The sequence below is a fragment of the Hydrogenophaga sp. SL48 genome (assembly GCF_021729865.1).
GTDB lineage: Bacteria > Pseudomonadota > Gammaproteobacteria > Burkholderiales > Burkholderiaceae_C > Hydrogenophaga.
The window spans coordinates 2,689,041-2,710,032 of the sequence record NZ_CP063400.1 but is presented as its reverse complement, the minus strand read 5'-3'; the positions used below and the strand labels follow the sequence as shown (position 1 = coordinate 2,710,032).

Genomic DNA, 20,992 nt, shown 5'->3' with positions numbered 1-20,992 from the left:
CAAGCCTGCACAGGCAGGCTTGGAGCCGCGGCCCTCAGCCCCCTTGAGGGGTCGCGCGCAGCGCGGCGGGGGTGGGCTTTCACAGTCCCAGGCTGCGGCTCACCTCGGCAATGATGCCCAGCGCGGCACGCTGGGTGAGTGTGGCCGGGCGCTGCGAGCTGACGGCCAGGCTGGCGCGGGTGCGCAGCGGCGGGTTGACCGGCCGCGTGCGGTAGGCCGAGGGGCGGATCGAGCTGGCCACGGCGTGGCGCGAGAGCAGGGCGCTGCCCAAGCCGTCGGCGACCAGATCGAGGATGGCGGAGACACCGTCGATCTCCAGCGCGATCTGCGGGCGACAGCCGATGTTGGCCATCTCCGCCTCGACGTGCATGCGGATCGCGTTCGGCCGGCTCGGGATCACCAGCGGCAGCGCGGCCACCTCGGCCAGCGGTACCGGCGGCGGCGGCGGCTCTTCGGCCAGCCCGGGCGGGCGCGGCTGCACCAGCAGCAGCTCTTCTTCCAGCAAGGGGCTGATCTCGATGTCGGGCGCGGGCATGGCGTTGTAGAGCACCGCGATGTCGAGCCGGCCGGTGTGCAGCCATTCCTGCATGGTCGCCGAGAGGCCTTCGCTGATCGAGAGCTGCGCCTCGGGCAGCTGCGCGCGGAAGGCCCGGGTCAGCGGCACGGTCAGCACCCGCGCCAGGCTGGGCGGCAGGCCGATGGCCACCCGCCCGGCCAGCGCGCCCCGCACCCGCCCCAGCTCTTCGCGCGCACGCTCCACCTGGTGCAGGATGCCGCGGCCGTGTTCCAGCAACAGCTTGCCGGCGTCGGTCGGCGTCGCGCCGCGGCCGTTGCGCACCAGCAGGTTCTGGCGCAGTTCGACCTCCAGCAGGCGCACCTGCCGCGAGAGCGCGGGCTGCGCCACGTCCAGCGCGATCGCCGCCCGGGTGAAACTGCCCAGCTCGGCGACGCGCACGAAATATTCGAGTTGTTTGAGATCCATGCCAGCTCCGAAGGAAGGGATCTCATTGTTCCACTTTGCGATAACCGACGGCCAGCTATTCAAAAAAGAGCAGACCGAAGCGAAGTGCCCAGACCCCAGGATGCGGTGGAACCGGCTTTGCCGGGCCACTCGCATCGCCCCTTGAGGGGCGGAGCGGCCACACGCCGTGGGCAAGCGATGGGGGTGGGTCAGGCTGTGTGGAACCGGCTTTGCCGGGCCACTCGCATCGCCCCCGGGGGGTGACGCCGAAGGCGGCGCGGGGGGAGCCGTCGACTGGGGTCAGTCGATCTTCACGCGCCCAGAGGTGATGACGGGCTTCCAGCGCGCGATCTCGGCCGCGATGTATTGGCCAAAGGCCTCGGGGGTGGTCGGGTTGGCCACGGCCCCCTCGGCGCCCAGGCGCTTCTTGAGTTCCGGTGCGTTCAGCGCGGCGTTGATGGCCTGGTTGAGCTTGGCCACGATGGGGGCCGGGGTGCCGGTGGGCGCCACCACCCCGTACCACTGGTCGGCCTCGAAGTCCTTGAAGCCCAGCGCCTCGTTCACCGTGGGCACATCGGGCAGGGCCTCGACGCGCCGCTGGCCCGACACCGCCAGCGCCTTGAGCTGGCCGTTGCGGATCTGGCCGATGACGGCCGGCACGCCGGTGAACAGCACCTGGGTCTGGCCGGCCACGAGGTCGTTGACGGCGGGCGCCGTGCCCCGGTAGGGGATGTGGACCAGCGAGATGTCGGTGCGCATCTTCAGGTACTCGGTGGCCAGGTTGGCCGCACTGCCGTTGCCACCCGATCCATAGTTCAGGCGGCCCGGGTTGGCTTTGGCATGGGCCACGAAGGCTTTCATGTTGCCCGCCTGGGTCGAGGGGTGCAGCACCAGCACGTTGGGCACGTTGGCCACCCAGGCCACGGGGGTGAAGTCCTTCAAGGGGTTGTACGGCAGCCTGGGGTAGAGGCTGGGGTTCACGGCCAGCGTGCCGATGTGGCCCATCAGCAGAGTGTGGCCGTCCGGGGCGGCCTTGGCCACCTTCTCTGCCCCGATGGCGCCGCCCGCGCCCGGCACGTTTTCGACCACCACCGACTGGCCCCAGGCCTTGCCCAGCTCCAGGCCGATGGCACGCGCCAGGATGTCGGTGCTGCCGCCCGGCGTGAAGGGCACGACCAGGCGGATCGGCCGGGTCGGAAAGTCCTGCGCAACGGTGGCCAGCGGCAGGGCGGCCAGTGCGCTGGCGCCCAGTGCACCCAGCAGCTGCAGGCGGCGGACGCGGAGAGGGGTGGTGGTCATGCTTGTCTCGGTCTCTTTTGGGTGTTGAAGGGAAGGCCAGGGGCAATCTATCAGTTTGTCCGTGAACGGACCACGGCCCTGGCGAACAGCTGCTATGCGTCGCCGGCATTTCGATGGTTTTGAAATGCTCTTTTGCGATAGCTGGTAGTGGGTTATGCCTCTTGAGTGTGTGCCGGGTGGGGACCAGAATGCACCCACTTTCAAAGCCCTGACAGGAGACCTTCCATGAGCCAGCAAAAGCCCCTCATCATCGACTGCCACGGCCACTACACCACGGCGCCCAAGGCCCTGGAGAACTGGCGCAACGCGCAGATCGCCGGCATCAAGGACCCGGCGTCCATGCCCAAGGTGAGCGACCTGAAGATCAGCGACGACGAGCTGCGCGAGTCCATCGAGACCAACCAGCTGCGCCTGATGAAGGAACGTGGCTCCGACCTCACCATCTTCTCGCCGCGCGCGAGCTTCATGGCCCACCACATCGGCGACTTCAACATCAGCTCCACCTGGGCCGCGATCTGCAACGAGCTCTGCTACCGCGTGAGCCAGCTGTTCCCCGACCACTTCATTCCCGCCGCGATGCTGCCGCAGAGCCCGGGCGTGGACCCGGCCACCTGCATCCCCGAGCTGGAAAAGTGCGTCAAGGAATACGGCAACGTCGGCATCAACCTGAACCCCGATCCTTCGGGCGGCCACTGGACCAGCCCGCCGCTGAGTGACAAGGCCTGGTACCCCATCTACGAGAAGATGGTGGAGCACGACATCCCGGCCATGGTGCACGTGTCCACCAGCTGCAACGCCTGCTTCCACACCACCGGCGCGCACTACCTGAACGCCGACACCACGGCCTTCATGCAGTGCCTGACCAGCGACCTGTTCAAGGATTTCCCGACGCTGAAATTCATCATCCCCCACGGTGGCGGCGCGGTGCCTTACCACTGGGGCCGTTTCCGTGGCCTGGCGCAGGAGCTGAAGAAGCCGCTGCTGAAAGACCACCTGCTCAACAACATCTTCTTCGACACCTGCGTGTACCACCAGCCGGGCATCGACCTGCTGACCAAGGTGATCCCGGTGGACAACATCCTGTTCGCCTCGGAAATGATCGGCGCCGTGCGCGGCATCGACCCCGAAACCGGTCACTACTACGACGACACCAAGCGCTACATCGAAGCGAGCACCATCGTCGTGGGGGATGACCGCTACAAGGTGTACGAGGGCAATGCGCGCCGTGTGTTCCCGCGTCTGGACGCGGCGCTCAAGGCGAAGAGCCTCTGACTTCACTCCCTCTCCCGCTGGCGGGAGAGGGAATCAAAACCAGGAGATCGACATGTATCAACTCGGCGTCGTTTACCGCAACATCACCCGGGCCGACCGCGCTGCGGCCGACGGCCTGGCCGCGCTGGGCTCGGCCACCGTGCACGAGGCCATGGGCCGCGTCGGCCTGCTCAAGCCCTACATGCGCCCGATCCAGACCGGTGTGCAGGTCTCGGGCACGGCGATCACCGTGCTGCTGCAGCCGGGTGACAACTGGATGATGCACGTCGCAGCCGAGCAGATCCAGCCCGGCGACATCGTGGTCGCGGCCGTCACGGCCGAGTGCAGCGATGGCTATTTTGGCGATCTGCTGGCCACCAGTTTCCAGGCGCGCGGCGCCCGTGGCCTGGTCATCGATGCCGGCGTGCGCGACGTGAAGACGCTCAAGGAAATGAACTTCCCGGTGTGGTCCAAGGCGATCTCTTCCAAGGGCACCATCAAGGCCACGCTGGGCTCGGTGAACATTCCCATCGTCTGCGCCGGCATGCTGGTCACGCCCGGCGACGTGATCGTGGCTGACGACGATGGCGTGGTCTGCGTGCCTGCGGCGCGTGCGGCGGAAACGCTGGCTGCTGCGATCAAGCGCGAGAGCTTCGAGGGCGAGAAGCGCGACAAGCTGGCCTCGGGCGTGCTGGGGCTGGACATGTACAAGATGCGTGAGCCGCTGGCTGCTGCGGGCTTGCGTTATATCGACTGACTCCATCCCCCGTTCGGGCTGAGCCTGTCGAAGCCCTCGCGAGCCCTTCGACAAGCTCAGGGCGAACGGTGGTTTTGGCCTTTCAACGGCAGCTTGGGCAACCCAACACAGAGATCAACGCATGAGCAAACCCACTTCCGGTGACTTCACCAAAACCGCAGGCTGGATGGACTGGTACACCGGTCCGTCCAAACCCAGCTTCCAGCTGCCCGCCGGCGCGGTGGACGCGCACTGCCACGTGTTCGGCCCGGGGGCCGAGTTCCCCTACGCACCCGAGCGCAAGTACACGCCCTGCGACGCGAGCAAGCACGAGCTGTACGCGCTGCGCGACCACCTGGGCTTCGCCCGCAACGTGGTGGTGCAGGCCACCTGCCACGGCGCCGACAACCGGGCCATGGTGGATGCCTGCCTCTCCAGCGGTGGCAAGGCGCGTGGCGTGGCCACGGTCAAGCGCAGCATCACCGATGAAGAGCTGCAGAAGCTCCACGCCGCCGGCGTGCGCGGTGTGCGCTTCAACTTCGTCAAGCGCCTGGTGGACTTCACGCCGAAGGACGAGCTGCTGGAGATCGCCAGCCGCATCAACAAGCTCGGCTGGCACGTGGTCATCTACTTCGAGGCGGTGGACCTGCCCGAGCTGTGGGACTTCTTCACCGCGCTGCCCACCACCGTGGTGGTGGACCACATGGGCCGGCCGGACGTGTCGTTGCCGGTGGACGGCCCGCAGTTCGCGCTGTTCGAGAAGTTCATGCGCGAGCACGGCAACGTGTGGAGCAAAGTGAGCTGCCCCGAGCGCCTGTCGGTCACCGGCCCCAAGGCACTGAACGGCGAGCAGAACGCCTACACCGACGTGATCCCGTTTGCGAAGCGCATCGTCGAGCAGTTCCCCGACCGCGTGCTCTGGGGCACCGACTGGCCCCACCCGAACCTGAAGGACCACATGCCCGATGACGGCCTGCTGGTGGATTTCATCCCGCACATCGCGCCCACCGCCGAGCTGCAGAAGAAGCTGCTGGTGGACAACCCGATGCGTCTCTATTGGCCTGAGGAAGTCAGATAACACGCGTTCGGGCTGGGGCTGTCGAAGCGTTCGACAGGCGCAGGCTGAACGGATCACAGGAGCACACCATGTCCCTCGAAAAACCCTACCTCGACGTGCCCGGCACGATCATCTTCGACGCCGAGCAAAGCCGAAAAGGCTTCTGGCTCAACCAGTTCTGCATGTCGCTCATGAAAGCCGAGAACCGCGAGAAGTTCAAGGCCGACGAACGCGCCTACCTCGACGAATGGGCGATGACCGAAGAGCAGAAGCAGGCCGTGCTGGCGCGCGACCTCAACTGGTGCATGCGCACGGGCGGCAACATTTACTTCCTGGCCAAGATCGGCGCGACCGATGGCAAGAGCTTCCAGCAGATGGCGGGCTCGATGACCGGCATGACCGAAGCCGAATACCGCGACATGATGATCAAGGGCGGCCGCAGTGCCGAGGGCAACCGCTACGTGGGCGAGGACGGAGACGCACAACCCCATCGCCAACCCCAGGGCGCAGCAGGAAAGAAAGTTTGAACATGGCCAAGATCACCGCATCCGTTTTCACCTCCCACGTGCCCGCCATCGGCGCGGCCATGGACCTGGGCAAGACCAAAGAGGACTACTGGAAGCCGCTGTTCGCGGGGTACGACTACTCCAAGCAGTGGATGAAGGACAACAAGCCCGACGTCATCTTCCTCGTCTTCAACGACCACGCCACGGCCTTCAGCCTGGAGATGATTCCCACCTTCGCCATCGGCACCGCCGCCGAGTTCACACCGGCCGACGAAGGCTGGGGTCCGCGCCCGGTGCCCAAGGTCATCGGCCACCCCGATCTGGCCTCGCACATCGCGCAGAGCGTGATCCAGCAGGACTTCGACCTCACCATCGTCAACAAGATGGACGTGGACCACGGACTCACCGTGCCGCTGTCGCTGATGTGCGGCGAACTCGACCCGAAGAAAGACGCCTGGCCCTGCCCGGTGATCCCGTTCGCGGTCAACGTGGTGCAGTACCCAGTGCCCTCGGGCAAGCGCTGCTTCATGCTCGGCCAGGCCATCCGCAAGGCGGTGGAGAGCTACGACGACAACCTGAACGTGCACATCTGGGGCACGGGCGGCATGAGCCACCAGCTGCAGGGCGCGCGCGCCGGCCTGATCAACCGCGAGTGGGACAACGCCTGGCTCGACAAGATGATCGCCGACCCGGTGGGCTGCGCCGACACGCCGCACATCGACTACGTGCGCGAAGCCGGCAGTGAAGGCATCGAACTCGTGATGTGGCTGATCGCCCGTGGCGCCATGTCCGACATCGTGGACGGCAAGGTGCAAGGCCCTGCGCCGATCGTGAAGCACCGCTTCTACCATGTGCCCGCGTCCAACACGGCCGTGGGCCACCTCATCCTGGAGAACAACTGACATGACCATCAAAGTAGCCCTCGCCGGTGCCGGCGCCTTCGGCATCAAGCACCTGGACGGCATCCAGAACATCGACGGCGTTGAAGTCGTGTCGCTGATCAGCCGCGACCTGGAGAAGACCAAGGAAGTCGCCGACAAGTACGGCATCCAACACATCACCACCAAGCTCGAAGACAGCCTGGCGCTGAAGGAGGTGGACGCCGTCATCCTCTGCACGCCCACGCAGATGCACGCCGAGCAGACCATCGCCTGCCTGAAGGCCGGCAAACACGTGCAGGTGGAAATTCCCCTGGCCGACAGCCTGAAGGGTGCTGAAGACGTGGTGGCGCTGCAGAAGCAGACCGGTCTGGTGGCGATGTGCGGCCACACCCGCCGCTTCAACCCCAGCCACCAGTACGTGAACAACGAGATCACGGCGGGCCGTTTCAACATCCAGCAGATGGATGTGCAGACCTTCTTCTTCCGCCGCACCAACACCAACGCGCTGGGCCAGGCCCGCAGCTGGACCGACCACCTGCTGTGGCACCACGCCGCGCACACGGTCGACCTGTTCGCCTACCAGTGCAACAGCCCCATCGTGCAGGCCAACGCCATCCAGGGCCCGATTCACCCGGTGCTGGGCATCGCCATGGACATGAGCATCCAGCTCAAGGCCGCCAACGGCGCGATCTGCACGCTGAGCCTGAGCTTCAACAACGACGGCCCGCTCGGCACCTTCTTCCGCTACATCGGCGACACCGCGACCTACATCGCGCGTTACGACGACCTGGTCACCGGCAAGGAAGAGAAGATCGACGTGTCCAAAGTGGCGGTGTCCATGAACGGCATCGAGCTGCAGGATCGCGAGTTCTTCGCTGCCATCAAGGAAGGCCGCGAGCCGAACTCCAGCGTGGCACAGGTGTTCAACTGCTATCAGGTGCTGCACCAGCTGGAGCAACAGCTGAAGGGCTGATTCCACTCACGCAGGCTTTAGCATCGACGGCTCCATCCTCACGGCTGGGGCCGTTTCCATTTCAGGAGTTCTTTACATGCAACAACGCCAACTCGGCCCCTTCAACGTCTCAGCCATCGGCCTGGGCTGCATGAACATCTGCCATGCCTACGGCGCTCCGGTCTCCGAACAGCAGGCAGAGCGCGTGCTGCTGGCCGCGCTCGACGCGGGGGTGACGCACTTCGACACCGCCGCGCTCTATGGCTTTGGCGCGAGCGAAACGCTGGTGGGCAAATACCTCTCGAAACACCGCTCGAAATTCACGCTCGCCAGCAAGTGCGGCATGCAGGGCGTGCCCAACGCCGACGGTGTGAAGGTGCGCGTGATCGACGGCCGGCCCGCCACCATCAAGGCCACCTGCGAGGCCGCATTGAAGCGCCTGCAGACCGACGTGATCGATCTGTATTACCTGCACCGCTGGGACAAGCAGGTGCCCATCGAAGACAGCGTGGGCGCGCTGGGTGACCTGGTGCGCGCGGGCAAGATCCGCAGCGTGGGCCTGAGCGAAGTCTCGGCGACGACGCTGCGCAAGGCCCATGCTGAACACCCCATCGCCGCGCTGCAGACCGAGTACTCGCTGTGGACGCGCAACCCCGAGATCGCGGTGCTGCGAGTCTGCCGCGAGCTGGGCGTGAGCTTCGTGGCGTTCAGCCCGGTGGCGCGCGGTTTCCTGTGTGGGGAGCTGGATGTGAGCGCCTTCGACGCCAAGGACATCCGCCGCAGCATGCCGCGCTTCGCGCCCGAGAACCACGCCGCCAACCTGAAGTTGCTGCCCGCCTACAACGCCATCGCGGCCGAGGTCGGTTGCACGCCCGCGCAGCTGGCGATTGCCTGGCTGCTGCACCAGGGCGACGACATCCTGCCCATCCCCGGCACGACGAACGTGGAGCACCTGATGGACGACATCGGCGCGGCCAGCGTGGGGCTGTCGGCCGATGTGATCGCGCGCCTGAACACGCTGATCAACCAGCACACCGTGCACGGTGACCGCTACACCGCCCAGGCCAACACCGAGGTGGACACCGAGGTGTTCTGAGACAAAAAAAGACAACCGGCCTTGGCCGGTTGTCTTTGGCCAGGGCGGCGCTCAGCGCGCCTTGAGGAAGTCCCCCACCTCCAGCAACATCAGCTCGTTGTCGTCGGCCTGGTTCGGCTCGCGGCTGCTGGAAAACGGCAGGTTGTTGTCGTTGCCCACCACGATGTGCGTCGCGTCCACCACGTCCACGTTTTCGATCGTGAAGAAGGGGAAGCTCAGCACGCCGTTGGTCAGGGGCTTGCGGGCCAGCTTGTTCGGGTCGGCGATGGCCATCAGGTCGATGTGGCCGATCTTGCGCAGCGGGCTGCCCACGTTGGCCTCAGTCAGCTCGATCTTGACGATGCGCTTGAACTTTGCCAGGTCGTGGAAGCAGTCGGTGCGTTTCTGGCCTTCGGGGCAGGCCTTGTCGGCCGTGCCTTCGCCGTTGTCGCGCTCGATGATCAGGCCGGTGGTGGCATCGATCATGTTGAAGTCGCCGATGGCGTGGTGGTTGGCGTCGAGCACGTACTTCCAGTGGCGGCCGGTCCACTGCTCGGCCTTCACGTCGAACTCCAGCACACGCAGGAACTGTTTGCCGTCCAGCGCTTCGGGCGCCTTGGTGGCTTCGTCCCACAGCGCGCCTTCGAGCAGGGCATAGAGCTTGCTGCCGTCGGGCGATGAGGCCAGGCCTTCGTAGCCCTTGGAGCGGCGCGACTGGAACTTCAGTTCGCCATTCGGCGCGCCCGGGGTGATGACCGAAGGGTGGTCGGGCGAGACGATGGTCTTGCCGTCCACCTTCGTTTCATGGACGGCCCGTACCCGGCCCTTCATGTCGGCCTTGATGAGGTACGGGCCAAACTCGTCGCCGATCCAGAAGTGCCCGTCGGCGATCTGGAAGCCTTCGGTGTCGAAGTCGGAACCGGTGAGGTAACGCTGCTTGGTGCCTTCGTGGACGATGCGGAACGGCACCTTCTTGTCGGGGTCGTGCAGAAACACGGTCTGCAGGCGCTTGAACTGGCCGCTCTTGAAGTCCACCGTGTAGCGGTTGAGGAAGAGGGCGAAGTCGGGCGAGTTGGCCTTGGAGCCTGCACCGTTGTCGGTCAGCAGCCAGAAGCTGCCGTCGGCCAGGCGCTTGATGCCCGAGTGGCCCTGCACCGGCTGGCCCTTGAAGGGCAGCGAGACGCCGGTGGGGCGGCCGGCGGACTTGCCTTCAACGCTGCCGATCTTCTCGACCCGCTGGCCGGTGGTGAACTTGCCACTGACCTGCAGATCGGCCGGGGCGTCCTTGGGCGCGGCGATGAAGGTTTGCGCCGGCAGGATGGCGTGGCCCTTGAGCGTGGCGGGGAAGGTGGTCTGGGCCTGGGCGGCCAGCGGCAGGCTGGCGAGGGCGAGCAGGGTCGCGCTCAGGCTCAGGGACAAGGCGGGGGATCGGCGCATGGTCGGGGCTCTCGGTCGTCGGTGGTGGGAAGCGCCTGCAACGGTGCAGGCGGCCGCGCCACTGTGCCGGGCGCGTTTGACGCGACGGCGACGATCCCGTGGCAACGCCGTGACAGGCGCCGCCATGGCCGTACCGATCTCGTCAGTTTTTCATCACCCCGGAGCGCCACCCGCACCGCATGAAGCAGTGCAACCCAAGGGCACCGCCGGGCCGGCTTTGCCGGACGGCCAGTGCCGCCCCCCTTGAGGGGGGTGACGCGAAGCGGCGCGGGGGGCCTTTCAAGCTCCCCCGCGAAACAGCGAGAACCCCCAGGCCGTGAACTTGAAGGGCAGGTGGAAGTGCTGCGCTGTGTCGGCGATGTGGAAACGGTAGGGCACCACTTCGAGAAACGCCGGCTCCGGCACGGCCGCGCCCTGGCCGCGGTAGAAGGCGCCCACCTCGAACCGCACCTCGTAACCGCCGGCCGTGATGGCCTCGCTCATCAGCGCCGGGTGCTGCAACAGGCCGTTGCTGCCCACGGCGCCCTCGGCGATCAGCGGGCCGTGCGGCAGGCCGTCGGGCCCCAGGCGCTGCAGCGCCACGCGCAGGCCCGCCGCGACGCGGCCGCTGGCCACGTCCACACAGTGAATGGAGAGTCCGCCGTTCATGACCGGCTCAGTTCAGCCGCGCGCCCGAGGCCTTCACCTCCGGCGCCCACTCGGTGACCTGGTCGCTCACGAACTTGGTGAACTCGGCCGGACTCATCTTCTCCACCGCGACGCCGAGATCGGCCAGGCGCTTGGCCACGTCGGGCCGTGACACGACGTCGGCCACGGCGGCGTTGACCTTGTCCACCACGTCCTTTGGCGTGCCGGCCGGCGCCGAGATGCCGAGGAAGTTTTCCGCCAGCAGCTTGGGGTAACCCGCTTCGGCCACGGTGGGCACGCCGGGCGACATGGGCGAGCGGGTGCGCGAGGTCACCGCGATGCCGACCAGCTTGCCGTCTTTCATGTAGGGCACGTTCTGCGTGAGCGTGTCCACCGCAAACTGCAGCTGGCCGCCGAGCAGGTCGGTGTGCATGGGCGATGAGCCTTTGTAGGGCACATGCTCCATCTTCAGCTTGTACTGGTTCTTGAACATCTCGCCCACGATGTGGCCGATGGAGCCCATGCCGCCGCTGCCGTAGTTCACCGGCTGGCTCTGGGCGCTGATCCACTTCACCAGCTCGGGCATGGTCTTCGCCGGCACCGAGGGGTGCACCACGAACACGTTGGGCACCGAGCCGATGTGGGCGATGTGCGTGAAGCTCTTGACCGGGTCGTAGGGCGCCTTGTCCATCATGAACGGCGAGAGGCTCATGGGCGCGGTGTTCGACAGCAGCAGGGTGTAGCCGTCGGGCGCGGCCTTGGCCACCTCGTTGGCGCCGATGGTGCTGCCCGCGCCGGGCTTGTTCTCCACGATCACCGTCTGGCCCAGCTTCTCCTGCAGGCCGGGCTGCAGCAGGCGCGCCACGATGTCGGACGAACCGCCGGGCGCAAACGTGACGACGATCTTGATCGGCTTCTGCGGCCAGGCCTGGGCGTGGGCGGTGGCTGCCGCGAAGGGCAGCAGGGCGCTGGCGGCGAGGAGGAGGCGGTGGGTGGGGCGGGTGGGGTTCATGGCTGGGTTCCTGCAAGGGTGGGGACGGCGGGGCGAGACGAAAGGGGGGCGGGGGCGTCGGGCTGGACCACGCGGGCCAGCCGTCCGCGCATGACTTCGCAGATCTGCTGCAAGGCGGTGTGGCGTTCGGTGGCTTCGTCGTGGGCCAGGCGCTGGTCGAAGGCGTCGAACACCGAGGCCAGCGTGTCGTGCAGCCGCAGCGCGGCGATGAAGGGGTAACCGAAGCGCTCGCGGTAGCGCTGGTTGAGCGCGGCGATGCGCTGCACGGTGGCGGCGTCCAGGCTCAGCAGGCCCAGGCGGGTCTGTTCGTTTTGCGAGTCCGTGGTCATGGTGCCCGCCTGGGCCTCCTGGCCCGCGAGTTCCGGGTGGGCGCACAGCAGCGCGAGCTGCCGCGCGCCGTCGGCGCCGTTGATCACGCGGGCCATGGCGTCGAACAGCGCGGCCTGGCTGGCGAAAGGGCGCAGCGACCAGGCGCGCTCCGCAACCCAGGGCGAGTGCTCGACCACCGAGCCCAGCAGCGCATTGAACGCGGCCTCGTCCATTGAACGGAGCTCGGAGATGGTCAGTGGGGTGTGGGGCTTGGAGGACATCTTGGCCTGAAGTTTGAGGTCGCCTTGCGTTGCCGTCCATCGCACAATTTGACATTCATCATTCGAATAAACAGCACGATGAGCAGCCTCAACAGTCCCCTGCATCCGAAAGCGTTGCGTTACGTGGCGGCCGTGGCCCAGCTGGGCTCGGTCCAGGCCGCCGCGCGCGAGGTGTCGATCTCCGCCTCGGCCATCGACCGCCAGATCCTGATCCTGGAAGAAGACCTGGGCGTGCCGCTGTTCGAGCGTCTGCCGCGCGGCATGCGGCTCACGGCGGCGGGCGAGCTGCTGCTGGCGCTGTCGCAGCGCTGGAAGGCCGACCTCAACCGCACGCTGTCCGACATCAAGCAGCTGCAGGGCGTGAACCACGGCCAGCTGCGCCTGGCCGCCATGGACAGCCACGCCAACGGTTTCCTTCCCGATTTTTTGCAGGCGGCGGCGCGCGAGCACCCGGGCATCGTGATCGAGATCGAGATCGTGAGCCCCGACGAGGCCGTGACCCACCTGCTCAGCGGCGACGTGGACATCGCCGTGGCCTTCAACCTCAAGCCCCAGCGCGACCTGAACCTGATCTGGAGCGCCGAGCTGCCGCTGGGCTGCGCGGTGGCGGCCTCGCACCCGCTGGCCGCGCTCGCCGAGGTCGGCTTCAAGGAGGTGGCGGCCTGGCCGCTGGCCGCGCAGAGCCGCGCGCTGGCGATCCGCCGCTACCTGGAAAAGCGCCACGGCTGGCTGCTGCAGGAAGCGCGGCCACCGCTGGTGACGAACTCGCTGCAGCTGGTCAAAAGCCTGGTGCGCAGCGGCAGCCACGTGGCGCTGACCTCGGAGCTGGACGTGGGCCCCGAGGTGCTCGACGGCAGCGTGGTGTTCGTGCCGCTGCGCGACCGCAACGCGCAGGCGCAGAGCGTGTCGGTGGCCACCAGTGCCAGCCGCCCGCTGCCGCGCATTGCGCGCATCGTGGCCGAGTCGCTGGCGGTCCATGTGGACCTGCACCTGCAGCGGGTGCGCCAGGCCGGCGCCGATACAAAACGAAATGAACCGCTACCGCGCTGACACCCCGGGAAGGCGGTGTCCCGGCACCATCACGGTCATGTTCAACAGCTTCCTGAAAGGGGCACCCACATGAAAACCTGGATCAAACGCAGTCTCATTGGCCTCACCGCCGCCACCGTCGTCTTCGGCGGTCTCACCGCCTGCGGCTCGCGCGGCGACCACGCCCGCGGCTGGAGCGACGAACGCATCACCGAGGTGCGCGGCAAGGCCATCGAAAAAATCAGCAGCAAGCTGGATCTCAACGCCGATCAGAAAGCCAAGCTGGCTGTGCTGGCCGACGAAATGATCGCTTCGCGCAAGGCCTTCAAGGGCGGCTCCGCCGACCCGCGCGCCGACATGAAGTCGCTGGTGGCGGGTGACAAGTTTGACCGCGCCAAGGCCCAGACGCTGCTCGACCAGAAAACGCAGGTGGTGCAGGGCAACGGCCCCAAGGTGCTGGCCGCCTTCGGCGACTTCTACGACAGCCTGACCCCGGCGCAGCAACAGCAGGTGCGCGAGAAGATGGACCGGCGCGGCCATGGCTGGTGGGGCCGGGGCTGATCGCTCCCTTGAAAGCACCGGCCATGTCGCCCGCTTTCGAACCCATCCACCACCTGGCGCAGCAAGGCCGGGCCTATGCCCCGGCCTTGCTGGCCGGGGCCGACGACCCGCACGCCGAGCTGCTGGCCATGGTCTGGGGCCCGCGCTTCGACCGCCAGCACGCGCTCGACCTCTGGGCCCGGCTCTCGCAGCAACAACCCGCGGAGGCCTTGCCGCTGCTGCCCGCGCTGCTCTCGGCGGCCGACCGCTTCGACAGCCTGGGCGTGACCGTGCAGCACCGGCTGCGCCGCCTGATCGTGCGGCACCGTGCCCTGTCAGAATGACCCGATGAACCGCATCCTGCTGATCGACGACGACGAGCAACTCGGCCCACCGCTGGCGGTGTATTTCCAGCGCTTCGAGCTGCAGCTGGTGCACGCCACCCGGCCCAGCGAGGGGCTGGAGCGGCTGCGCAGCGGCGGCTTTGACGCCGCCATCCTCGACGTGATGCTGCCCGAGATGGACGGCTTCGAACTCTGCCGCACCATCCGCAAGGACAGCGACATCCCCATCATCATGCTCACCGCGCGCGGCGAGGTGATGGACCGCATCGTCGGGCTGGAGATCGGTGCCGACGACTACCTGCCCAAACCCTTCGAGCCGCGCGAGCTGGTGGCGCGCATCCAGACCGTGCTGCGCCGTCTCAAGCCCAACGGCAACGGCCACACGCCTGCCATGAGCGCCGCGCCCACGCTGCGTTTCGACGGGCTGGAGATCGACACCGCGCGCCGCAGCGTCAGCCGCACGGGTGAAACCATCGAGCTCACCGGCACCGAATACGAGCTGCTGCTGTTGCTGGCCCGCGAGCCCGGCAAGGTGTTCAGCCGCGACGACATCCTCAACCAGCTGCGCGGCCACGAGGCCGAGCTCTACACCCGCGCAGTGGACATCGTGGTCAGCCGCCTGCGCAAGAAGCTGGAGCCGCTGGACTGCATCAAGACCCTGCGCAACGCCGGCTACTCGCTGGCGCTGCGGCGTTTGACCTCTTGAGCCACCCCTCTTGAGCCACCCCTCATGACCGACGCCCAAGCCAAAAAACTGTCCTCGTGGAAGCGCGCCAAGCACCGCATCGCGCACTCCATCAAGCTGCGCATGGTGCTGGTGTTCCTGCTGCTCGCCGCGGGCGTGACCTTCGTGTTTTTCACCGGCGCGCAGAAGGCGTTTTCCATGGGCTGGCGCGAGGCCGCGCGCCCGTTGCTGATGGACTACGTGGACCGCATCGCCGCCGAGATCACGAACGGCGGTCAGCCCAGCGTGGAGCGCGCCCTGGCCGTCACCGAGCGCCTGCCGCTCACCGTGCGCATCGCCGGGCCGCAGGTGAACTGGGCTTCGCACCCCGGTCAGGTCGAGTCGGACTGGATGCGCGACAAGCCCGATGACGGCGGGCCGCGCAACGGTGAAAGGAACGGCGAGAAATGGGGCGGCGGCAAGGACTGGAACGGCATCCTCCAGCGCACCACCGCCGACGGGCACACCATCGAGTTCGGCCTCAACGACGTGGTCTTCGAGCGCCGCCCGCGCCTGATCGGCTACGCGCTCACCTCGTTGCTGGTGCTCACGCTGCTGGCCTGGCTCTACGTGCGCCGACTGCTCAAGCCGCTGGACGCGATCGGCGAAGGGGCTCGCCGTTTTGGCGCGGGCGACTTCAGCCAGCCCATCCCCGAGCGCTGCCTGCACGGCCCCGATGAACTCGGCGAACTGGCCGCCACCATCAACACCATGGGCCAGGACATCCACCAGATGCTGGAAGCCAAGCGCGCGCTGCTGCTCGCCATCAGCCACGAGCTGCGCAGCCCGCTCACCCGCGCGCGGCTCAACACCGAGCTGCTGCCCGAGAGCCCGGACGTGAACCCGCAGCGCGAAGCCCTGATGCGCGACTTGAAGGAGATGGCCGGCCTCATCACCGACCTGCTGGAGAGCGAGCGCCTGTCGGCCAAACACGCCGCGCTGCAGCGCGAGCCGGTGGCGCTGGCCGCGCTGGCCCAGGAGGTCGTGGCCGAGGTGCTGGCGCGCCAGCCCATGCGCCCCGACGCCAGGACCGAGATCGCCTTCCACGCCGACCCGACCCTGCCCCCGCTCGCACTCGACCCGTCGCGCATCCGCCTGCTGCTGCGCAACCTGCTGGACAACGCGCTGCGCCACAGCGCGGGCGCGCCGCTGCCGCCCGAGCTGCACCTGCGCGCGGATGGCCGGGGTCTCCAGATCGAGGTGCGCGACCACGGCCCCGGTGTGCCGGACGACCAGCTTCCGCACCTGGCCGAACCCTTCTTCCGCCCCGACACCGCGCGCACCCGCGCCCAGGGTGGCGTGGGCCTGGGCCTGCACCTGTGCAAGCTGGTGGCGCAGGCGCACGGCGGCACGTTCGCGGTGCGCAACGCACGGCCGGGCCTGGCGGTCACGGTGAGCTTGCCGGGTTAAGGCCACTCTGAACCAGCCGCCGCAGACCGCCTGCGGCAGGGATGCGCGCGCCACGATGAACTTGTTCAGCGTCGCCAAAACCCCCCGGGATTGACGCGGGTCAGACCGGGTGGCCGCGTCGTGTGCCATGCTGCAAGCATGAACACCCCCATGCTCCCCGGCTTCGCCAGCGCGCCCACCCGCTTCCTGTTCTTCACCGGCAAGGGGGGTGTCGGCAAAACCTCGCTGTCCACTGCCACCGCCATCGCGCTGGCCGACGCGGGCCAGCGTGTGCTGCTGGTCAGCACCGACGCGGCGTCCAACCTCGACGAGATGCTGGGCGTGCCGCTCTCCAACCGGCCGGTGGCCGTGCCCGGCGTGCCGGGGTTGCAGATGCTCAACATCGATCCCGACACCGCCGCCGAGGCCTACCGCCAACGCGTGCTCGCGCAGCTTGAGGCCGGCGCGAGCGAGGACGAACGCCAGACCGTGCGTGAACAGCTCTCGGGCGCCTGCACCACCGAGATCGCCGCCTTCGACGAATTCGCCGCGCTGCTGGCGGGCGAGGGCATCGATGATGACCACGACCACGTGATCTTCGACACCGCGCCCACCGGCCACACCTTGCGCCTTCTGAGCCTGCCCAAGGCCTGGACCGGTTTCCTCGCTGGCAACGACCGCGGCGCCTCCTGCCTCGGCCCGCACTCCGGCCTGAAGATGCAGGAGGCGCGCTTCAACGCCGCGCTGCAGGCCCTGAGCGACCCCGCGCTCACCACCGTGGTGCTCGTCACCCGGCCCGACCCGCGCCCCATGCTGGAAGCCGCACGCACCGCCGACGAGCTGCGCCAGCTCGGCCTGGCCAACCAGCGCCTCGCCGTCAACGGCGTGTTCCACGCCATCAGCGCCAGCGACCCCATCGCCAACGCCATCGAAGCGCTGGGCCGCCAGGCGCTGAGGGACATGCCCGACGCGCTCGCCCGCCTGCCACGCGACGAGGTGCCGCTGCGCGCCTTCGACACCGTGGGCCTGCCCGCGCTGCGGGCGCTGCTGCAAGGCGGTGACGTGACCGCCCCTGCGCCCGATGCGGCTACCCCCGCGCTGCCGGCCGAACCGCTCAGCCGCATGGCCGACGAGCTCGCCGCCGTGGGTCACGGGCTCATCATGGTCATGGGCAAGGGCGGTGTGGGCAAGACGACCATCGCCGCCGCGCTCGCCGTGGGCCTGGTGCAGCGCGGCCAGAGCGTGCACCTCACCACCACCGACCCGGCCGCCCACGTGGCCGAGGCGCTGAACGGCAGCCTCGAAGGCCTGAAGGTCGGGCGCATCGACCCCAAGGCCGAGACCGCCGCCTACATCGCCAAGATCATGGCCACGCGCGGCAAGGACCTGGACGAACCGGGCAAGGCCCTGTTGCTGGAAGACCTGCAATCGCCCTGCACCGAAGAGGTGGCCGTGTTCCACGCCTTCAGCCGAGTCGTCAACGAAGCGCGCAGCGCCTTCGTGGTGCTCGACACCGCGCCCACCGGCCACAGCCTGCTGCTCATGGACGCCACCGGCGCCTACCACCGGCAGATGACGCGGCAGTACGCAGGCCAGGCCGAGAGCAAGGGTCTGCACATCATCACGCCGCTCATGCGCCTGCAGGACGGCAGCATGACGCGCGTGATCATCGTCACCCTGCCCGAAGTCACCCCGGTCAGTCAGGCCGCCGCGCTGCAAGACGACCTGCGCCGCGCCCAGATCGAACCCTGGGCCTGGGTCATCAACAAAAGCATCGCCGCCACCGGCACGACCGACCCGCTGCTGCAGGCGCGGCTGGCGGGTGAAATCCGGCAGACCGAGCGGATCGCGGGCGGGCTGGCGAAGCGGACGTTTGTGCTGCCCTGGTTGCCGGAATCGCCGGTGGGGGTGCAAGCGCTGGGCGCATTGGTCCAGGCTTCCGGCCCATCTCCCGCGGCCTGATGGTCGGTGCGCTGGTGAACCGGTGATGCACCGGAACGCCCAGATTCAAAACGGTGCCGCATGAAAACCCTCCCCATCCGCCTCACCCCCGGCCAGGACCTGCGCGAAGCGCTCGAAGCCGCCGTGCGCACACAAGGCTGCCAGGCAGCGTTCGTGCTCTCGGGCATCGGCAGTCTGGTGGATGCGCGCATCCGTTTTGCCGGGGCCGACGAGCCGCTGCGCGTCTGCGGGGACTCGGAAATCCTGAGCCTGTCGGGCACGGTGGGGGTGGGTGCCACGGGCGATGGCGGTCGGGGCCATTCGCATCTGCACATGGCCGTGGCGGCCGCCACGGGCGAGGTGCTGGGGGGTCACGTGGCGCCGGGTTGCCGGGTGCGCACCACGGCCGAAATCCTGCTGGTGCTGTTGCCCGACTGGGCCTTCACACGTGAACCGGATGCCGCCACCGGCTTCGCAGAACTGGTGGTGAAGGCGCGCGGGGGCTGAGCCCCGTGCGCCGGCTCATGTCAGACGCTGGCGCTGCCGGTCAGGGGCCTGGCGGCAGGGCCGTGTCGCCTCAGGCCATGTCCTGTTCGGCAGGCGTTGCTTGCTTCGGCCGGAACAGCAGGCCGAGGCCGAAGGCCAGTGCGTCGGCGCCCATGGACGACAGGCGCATGACCACCGCCACACCCAGCGCGGTCTCGGTGCCGATCGCCGGGCCCATGAGGGTGAGCATCACGGCCTCGCGCACGCCCAGGCCACCGGGCGAACCCGGCACCAGAAAGCCCGCGGTCCAGGCCACGGCGAACAGCAGGATCATTTCCAGCCAGTCGATTTCCGGGTGCTGAAACAGCTCGGACGCCAGCAACTCCACCACGCTGCCGAGCGCGACAAACGACAGGGCGATCAGCCCGGCCACCATCACGGCCGTGACCAGCCGGGGCTCGGCCAGCAACTGGCCACGTCCCAGCTTGCGGCTGAAGCCGGGCAGCAGGCGGTTGACCACGCGAACTGCCACGAAGGGCGACCCCAGCATGACCACGGCGAGTGCCGCCAGGTAACCCGGGTGGTTGCTGTCGACCAGGCCTTCGTGCAGGTCGTTCACATAGAACATCAGCGCGGCCACCGCGAAGATGCCGCTGATGCCCAGCACCCAGAAGGTCTCCATGGCCATGGTGGCGATGGTTTTGCCGGCTGGCACACCGGCCTGTGAGCCCAGCAGCACCCGGCCCGCGAAGTGGCCCACATTGCCCGGCAGGTACTTGCCCATCTGTGACACGGCGATGATCTGCAGCGACCGGAGGTAGGGCAGGGCCACGCCCTGGTCGCGCAGCAGCAGCTTCCACATCAGGGCGATCAGCGGCACGCTGGTCAGGTTGCCCAGCACGGCCAGGCCGATGACCCAGGTCGCCGACCAGCCCCACTGCACCGGCGGCAGCTCGTGAAGGTTGTCCCAGAGCTGGAACAGGAAGTAGGTGCAGGAACCCAGCAACAGGGCCAGCGCCAGCAGCTTGAGGGCCCGGTAGCGGGCGGATCGAGGGGGTGTGCCGGCAGATTCTGCGGGGAGGGTAGACGCATCTGCGCGGGTCATGGGGGTGCGTCCTGGGGCAAAGTCAAAGCGCAAAATTTTATCGGCTGGCGCTCCCACGATCCGATACCGCTCAACGGGCCTCTGGCGGGGTGCTCAGCTCGATGCGCTCGCGCAGCCAGCGGTGCGCGGCGTCGTCCTGGTGGCGCCGGTGCCAGATCAGGTACATGGGCAGCGAAGGGCAGGCCGTGGGCACCTCGGCGCGCGCGAACTCGCGCAGGAAGCGACCCTGCAGCAGGGCGGGCGCGGTCGCCAGCAGCGGGCTACCGCGCAGGAAGGCGGGCAGGCCGGCGAAGCCCGGCACCATGACCGCAAAGCGCCGGTGCAGACCCCGGGCTTCGAGCGTTCGGTCGAGGTGCAGCGTGCGCCGGGGTTCGTAGACCACCGTGATGTGGTCGGCCGCGAGGTACTCGGCCAGCGAATGCGGGCCTTCCCGCACCGCCGGGTCCCAGTAAACGCAGTAGCGGTCTTCGAAGAGGCGCTTCTGCACGATGTCGCTGCCCTCGGGCGGGCGAGGGCTGACGGCGAGGTCGCAGGCGCCGTCGCGCAGCATCTCCAGGCTGGGCACGTCGGACGGGATGATGCGCAGCGCCAGCCCCGGCGCCTGCTCGCGCAGCTGGCGGGCCAGCGCGGGCAGCAGCACCTCGCGCTGGAAGTCGTTGGCCGCGAGCGTCACGGTGCCCTGCCAGCGCCGGGGATCGAACGCACCGGTCTGGGCAAAGCCCTGCAGCTGGCGCAGCAGCGCCCGCGCCTGCACGGCCAGCTCGCCCGCGCGCGCCGTGGCCACGATGCCGCGCCCGCTTTTGACGAACAGCGCGTCGCCGGTGATGGCGCGCAGCTTGTCGAGCTGGTGGCTCACGGCCGACTGGGTGACGCCGAGCGACTGCGCCGCACCTGTGATGCTGCCCGCCTCGACCACCGCCACCAGGAGCTGCAGCAGCCTGGCATCGAGGTCCGACCAATCGAAATCATTCATGTGTTTGATGATCATTCATCTGTTTATCTTTGGCAACGGGCTGGGAATACTCGTGCCTTGACACACGTCAAACCACA

At 67.9% G+C, this 20,992-nt stretch carries 22 protein-coding genes; 14 read left to right on the top strand and 8 right to left on the bottom strand.

The window, feature by feature from the left end; genetic code table 11:
* Positions 1 to 79 precede the first annotated feature (79 nt).
* Both IM738_RS12795 and IM738_RS12790 read right to left on the bottom strand, forming a co-directional pair.
* Positions 80 to 982 carry a LysR substrate-binding domain-containing protein gene (locus IM738_RS12795; RefSeq protein ID WP_236966236.1) on the bottom strand — a complete coding sequence of 301 codons (903 nt, stop codon included), beginning with the start codon at positions 980 to 982 and terminating at the stop codon, positions 80 to 82.
* Positions 983 to 1,261: 279 nt separating this feature from the next.
* Positions 1,262 to 2,260, bottom strand: coding sequence for a Bug family tripartite tricarboxylate transporter substrate binding protein (locus IM738_RS12790; RefSeq protein ID WP_236966235.1), 999 nt, complete (start codon positions 2,258 to 2,260; stop codon positions 1,262 to 1,264).
* A gap of 225 nt (positions 2,261 to 2,485) precedes the next feature.
* Between IM738_RS12790 and IM738_RS12785 the strand changes: the two genes are divergently transcribed.
* The 7 genes from IM738_RS12785 (at position 2,486) to IM738_RS12755 (ending at position 8,739) form a co-directional block, all read left to right on the top strand.
* Positions 2,486 to 3,532: an amidohydrolase family protein gene (locus IM738_RS12785; RefSeq protein ID WP_236966234.1), complete on the top strand. Its 1,047-nt coding sequence runs from the start codon at positions 2,486 to 2,488 to the stop codon at positions 3,530 to 3,532.
* Between the two features lie 52 nt (positions 3,533 to 3,584).
* Positions 3,585 to 4,268, top strand: a complete 684-nt coding sequence (ligK, locus tag IM738_RS12780) for a 4-carboxy-4-hydroxy-2-oxoadipate aldolase/oxaloacetate decarboxylase (protein ID WP_236966233.1) — start codon at positions 3,585 to 3,587, stop codon at positions 4,266 to 4,268.
* A 121-nt stretch (positions 4,269 to 4,389) separates the two neighbouring features.
* Positions 4,390 to 5,325 carry an amidohydrolase family protein gene (locus IM738_RS12775; RefSeq protein ID WP_272907867.1) on the top strand — a complete coding sequence of 312 codons (936 nt, stop codon included), beginning with the start codon at positions 4,390 to 4,392 and terminating at the stop codon, positions 5,323 to 5,325.
* Between the two features lie 68 nt (positions 5,326 to 5,393).
* Positions 5,394 to 5,831 (top strand): protocatechuate 4,5-dioxygenase subunit alpha, encoded by a 438-nt coding sequence (gene ligA / locus IM738_RS12770; protein WP_236966232.1) that lies wholly within the window; start codon positions 5,394 to 5,396, stop codon positions 5,829 to 5,831.
* A gap of 2 nt (positions 5,832 to 5,833) precedes the next feature.
* Entirely contained in the window at positions 5,834 to 6,712 is an 879-nt protein-coding gene (locus tag IM738_RS12765; protein WP_236966231.1) for a class III extradiol dioxygenase subunit beta, read from the top strand.
* A 1-nt stretch (position 6,713) separates the two neighbouring features.
* Entirely contained in the window at positions 6,714 to 7,664 is a 951-nt protein-coding gene (locus IM738_RS12760; protein WP_236966230.1) for a Gfo/Idh/MocA family oxidoreductase, read from the top strand.
* A gap of 76 nt (positions 7,665 to 7,740) precedes the next feature.
* Positions 7,741 to 8,739: an aldo/keto reductase gene (locus IM738_RS12755; protein WP_236966229.1), complete on the top strand. Its 999-nt coding sequence runs from the start codon at positions 7,741 to 7,743 to the stop codon at positions 8,737 to 8,739.
* Positions 8,740 to 8,790: 51 nt separating this feature from the next.
* Here the strand turns inward: IM738_RS12755 and IM738_RS12750 are convergent, their stop codons facing one another.
* The 4 genes from IM738_RS12750 to uraD form a co-directional block, all read right to left on the bottom strand.
* Complete coding sequence (locus tag IM738_RS12750; protein WP_236966228.1) at positions 8,791 to 10,155, bottom strand: esterase-like activity of phytase family protein; 1,365 nt, start codon at positions 10,153 to 10,155, stop codon at positions 8,791 to 8,793.
* Between the two features lie 279 nt (positions 10,156 to 10,434).
* On the bottom strand, positions 10,435 to 10,803 hold the full coding sequence (locus IM738_RS12745) for a hydroxyisourate hydrolase (RefSeq protein ID WP_236966227.1): 369 nt from the start codon (positions 10,801 to 10,803) through the stop codon (positions 10,435 to 10,437).
* Between the two features lie 7 nt (positions 10,804 to 10,810).
* Complete coding sequence (locus tag IM738_RS12740) at positions 10,811 to 11,794, bottom strand: Bug family tripartite tricarboxylate transporter substrate binding protein (protein WP_236966226.1); 984 nt, start codon at positions 11,792 to 11,794, stop codon at positions 10,811 to 10,813.
* On the bottom strand, positions 11,791 to 12,384 hold the full coding sequence (gene uraD, locus IM738_RS12735) for a 2-oxo-4-hydroxy-4-carboxy-5-ureidoimidazoline decarboxylase (protein WP_236966225.1): 594 nt from the start codon (positions 12,382 to 12,384) through the stop codon (positions 11,791 to 11,793). The genes IM738_RS12740 and uraD overlap by 4 nt, the downstream gene beginning before the upstream one ends.
* A 78-nt stretch (positions 12,385 to 12,462) precedes the next feature.
* On the opposite strand from uraD, the gene IM738_RS12730 reads away from it, so the two are divergent.
* The 7 genes from IM738_RS12730 (at position 12,463) to IM738_RS12700 (ending at position 18,858) form a co-directional block, all read left to right on the top strand.
* Entirely contained in the window at positions 12,463 to 13,434 is a 972-nt protein-coding gene (locus tag IM738_RS12730; protein ID WP_236966224.1) for a LysR family transcriptional regulator, read from the top strand.
* 69 nt (positions 13,435 to 13,503) lie between these two features.
* Entirely contained in the window at positions 13,504 to 13,974 is a 471-nt protein-coding gene (locus IM738_RS12725; RefSeq protein ID WP_236966223.1) for a Spy/CpxP family protein refolding chaperone, read from the top strand.
* A 23-nt stretch (positions 13,975 to 13,997) separates the two neighbouring features.
* Positions 13,998 to 14,297 (top strand): hypothetical protein, encoded by a 300-nt coding sequence (locus IM738_RS12720; protein WP_236966222.1) that lies wholly within the window; start codon positions 13,998 to 14,000, stop codon positions 14,295 to 14,297.
* A gap of 4 nt (positions 14,298 to 14,301) precedes the next feature.
* Positions 14,302 to 15,003: a response regulator transcription factor gene (locus IM738_RS12715; RefSeq protein ID WP_236966221.1), complete on the top strand. Its 702-nt coding sequence runs from the start codon at positions 14,302 to 14,304 to the stop codon at positions 15,001 to 15,003.
* Between the two features lie 24 nt (positions 15,004 to 15,027).
* Positions 15,028 to 16,431 carry a HAMP domain-containing sensor histidine kinase gene (locus IM738_RS12710; RefSeq protein ID WP_236966220.1) on the top strand — a complete coding sequence of 468 codons (1,404 nt, stop codon included), beginning with the start codon at positions 15,028 to 15,030 and terminating at the stop codon, positions 16,429 to 16,431.
* Between the two features lie 138 nt (positions 16,432 to 16,569).
* Complete coding sequence (arsA, locus tag IM738_RS12705; RefSeq protein ID WP_236966219.1) at positions 16,570 to 18,372, top strand: arsenical pump-driving ATPase; 1,803 nt, start codon at positions 16,570 to 16,572, stop codon at positions 18,370 to 18,372.
* A 60-nt stretch (positions 18,373 to 18,432) separates the two neighbouring features.
* Complete coding sequence (locus IM738_RS12700; protein WP_236966218.1) at positions 18,433 to 18,858, top strand: PPC domain-containing DNA-binding protein; 426 nt, start codon at positions 18,433 to 18,435, stop codon at positions 18,856 to 18,858.
* A 70-nt stretch (positions 18,859 to 18,928) separates the two neighbouring features.
* Here IM738_RS12700 and IM738_RS12695 read toward each other — a convergent pair whose 3' ends face one another.
* On the bottom strand, positions 18,929 to 19,942 hold the full coding sequence (locus IM738_RS12695; RefSeq protein WP_236966217.1) for a lysylphosphatidylglycerol synthase transmembrane domain-containing protein: 1,014 nt from the start codon (positions 19,940 to 19,942) through the stop codon (positions 18,929 to 18,931).
* 70 nt (positions 19,943 to 20,012) lie between these two features.
* A complete protein-coding gene (locus IM738_RS12690; RefSeq protein WP_236966216.1) occupies positions 20,013 to 20,915 on the bottom strand; it encodes a LysR family transcriptional regulator in 903 nt (300 codons plus the stop codon).
* Positions 20,916 to 20,992 lie beyond the last annotated feature (77 nt).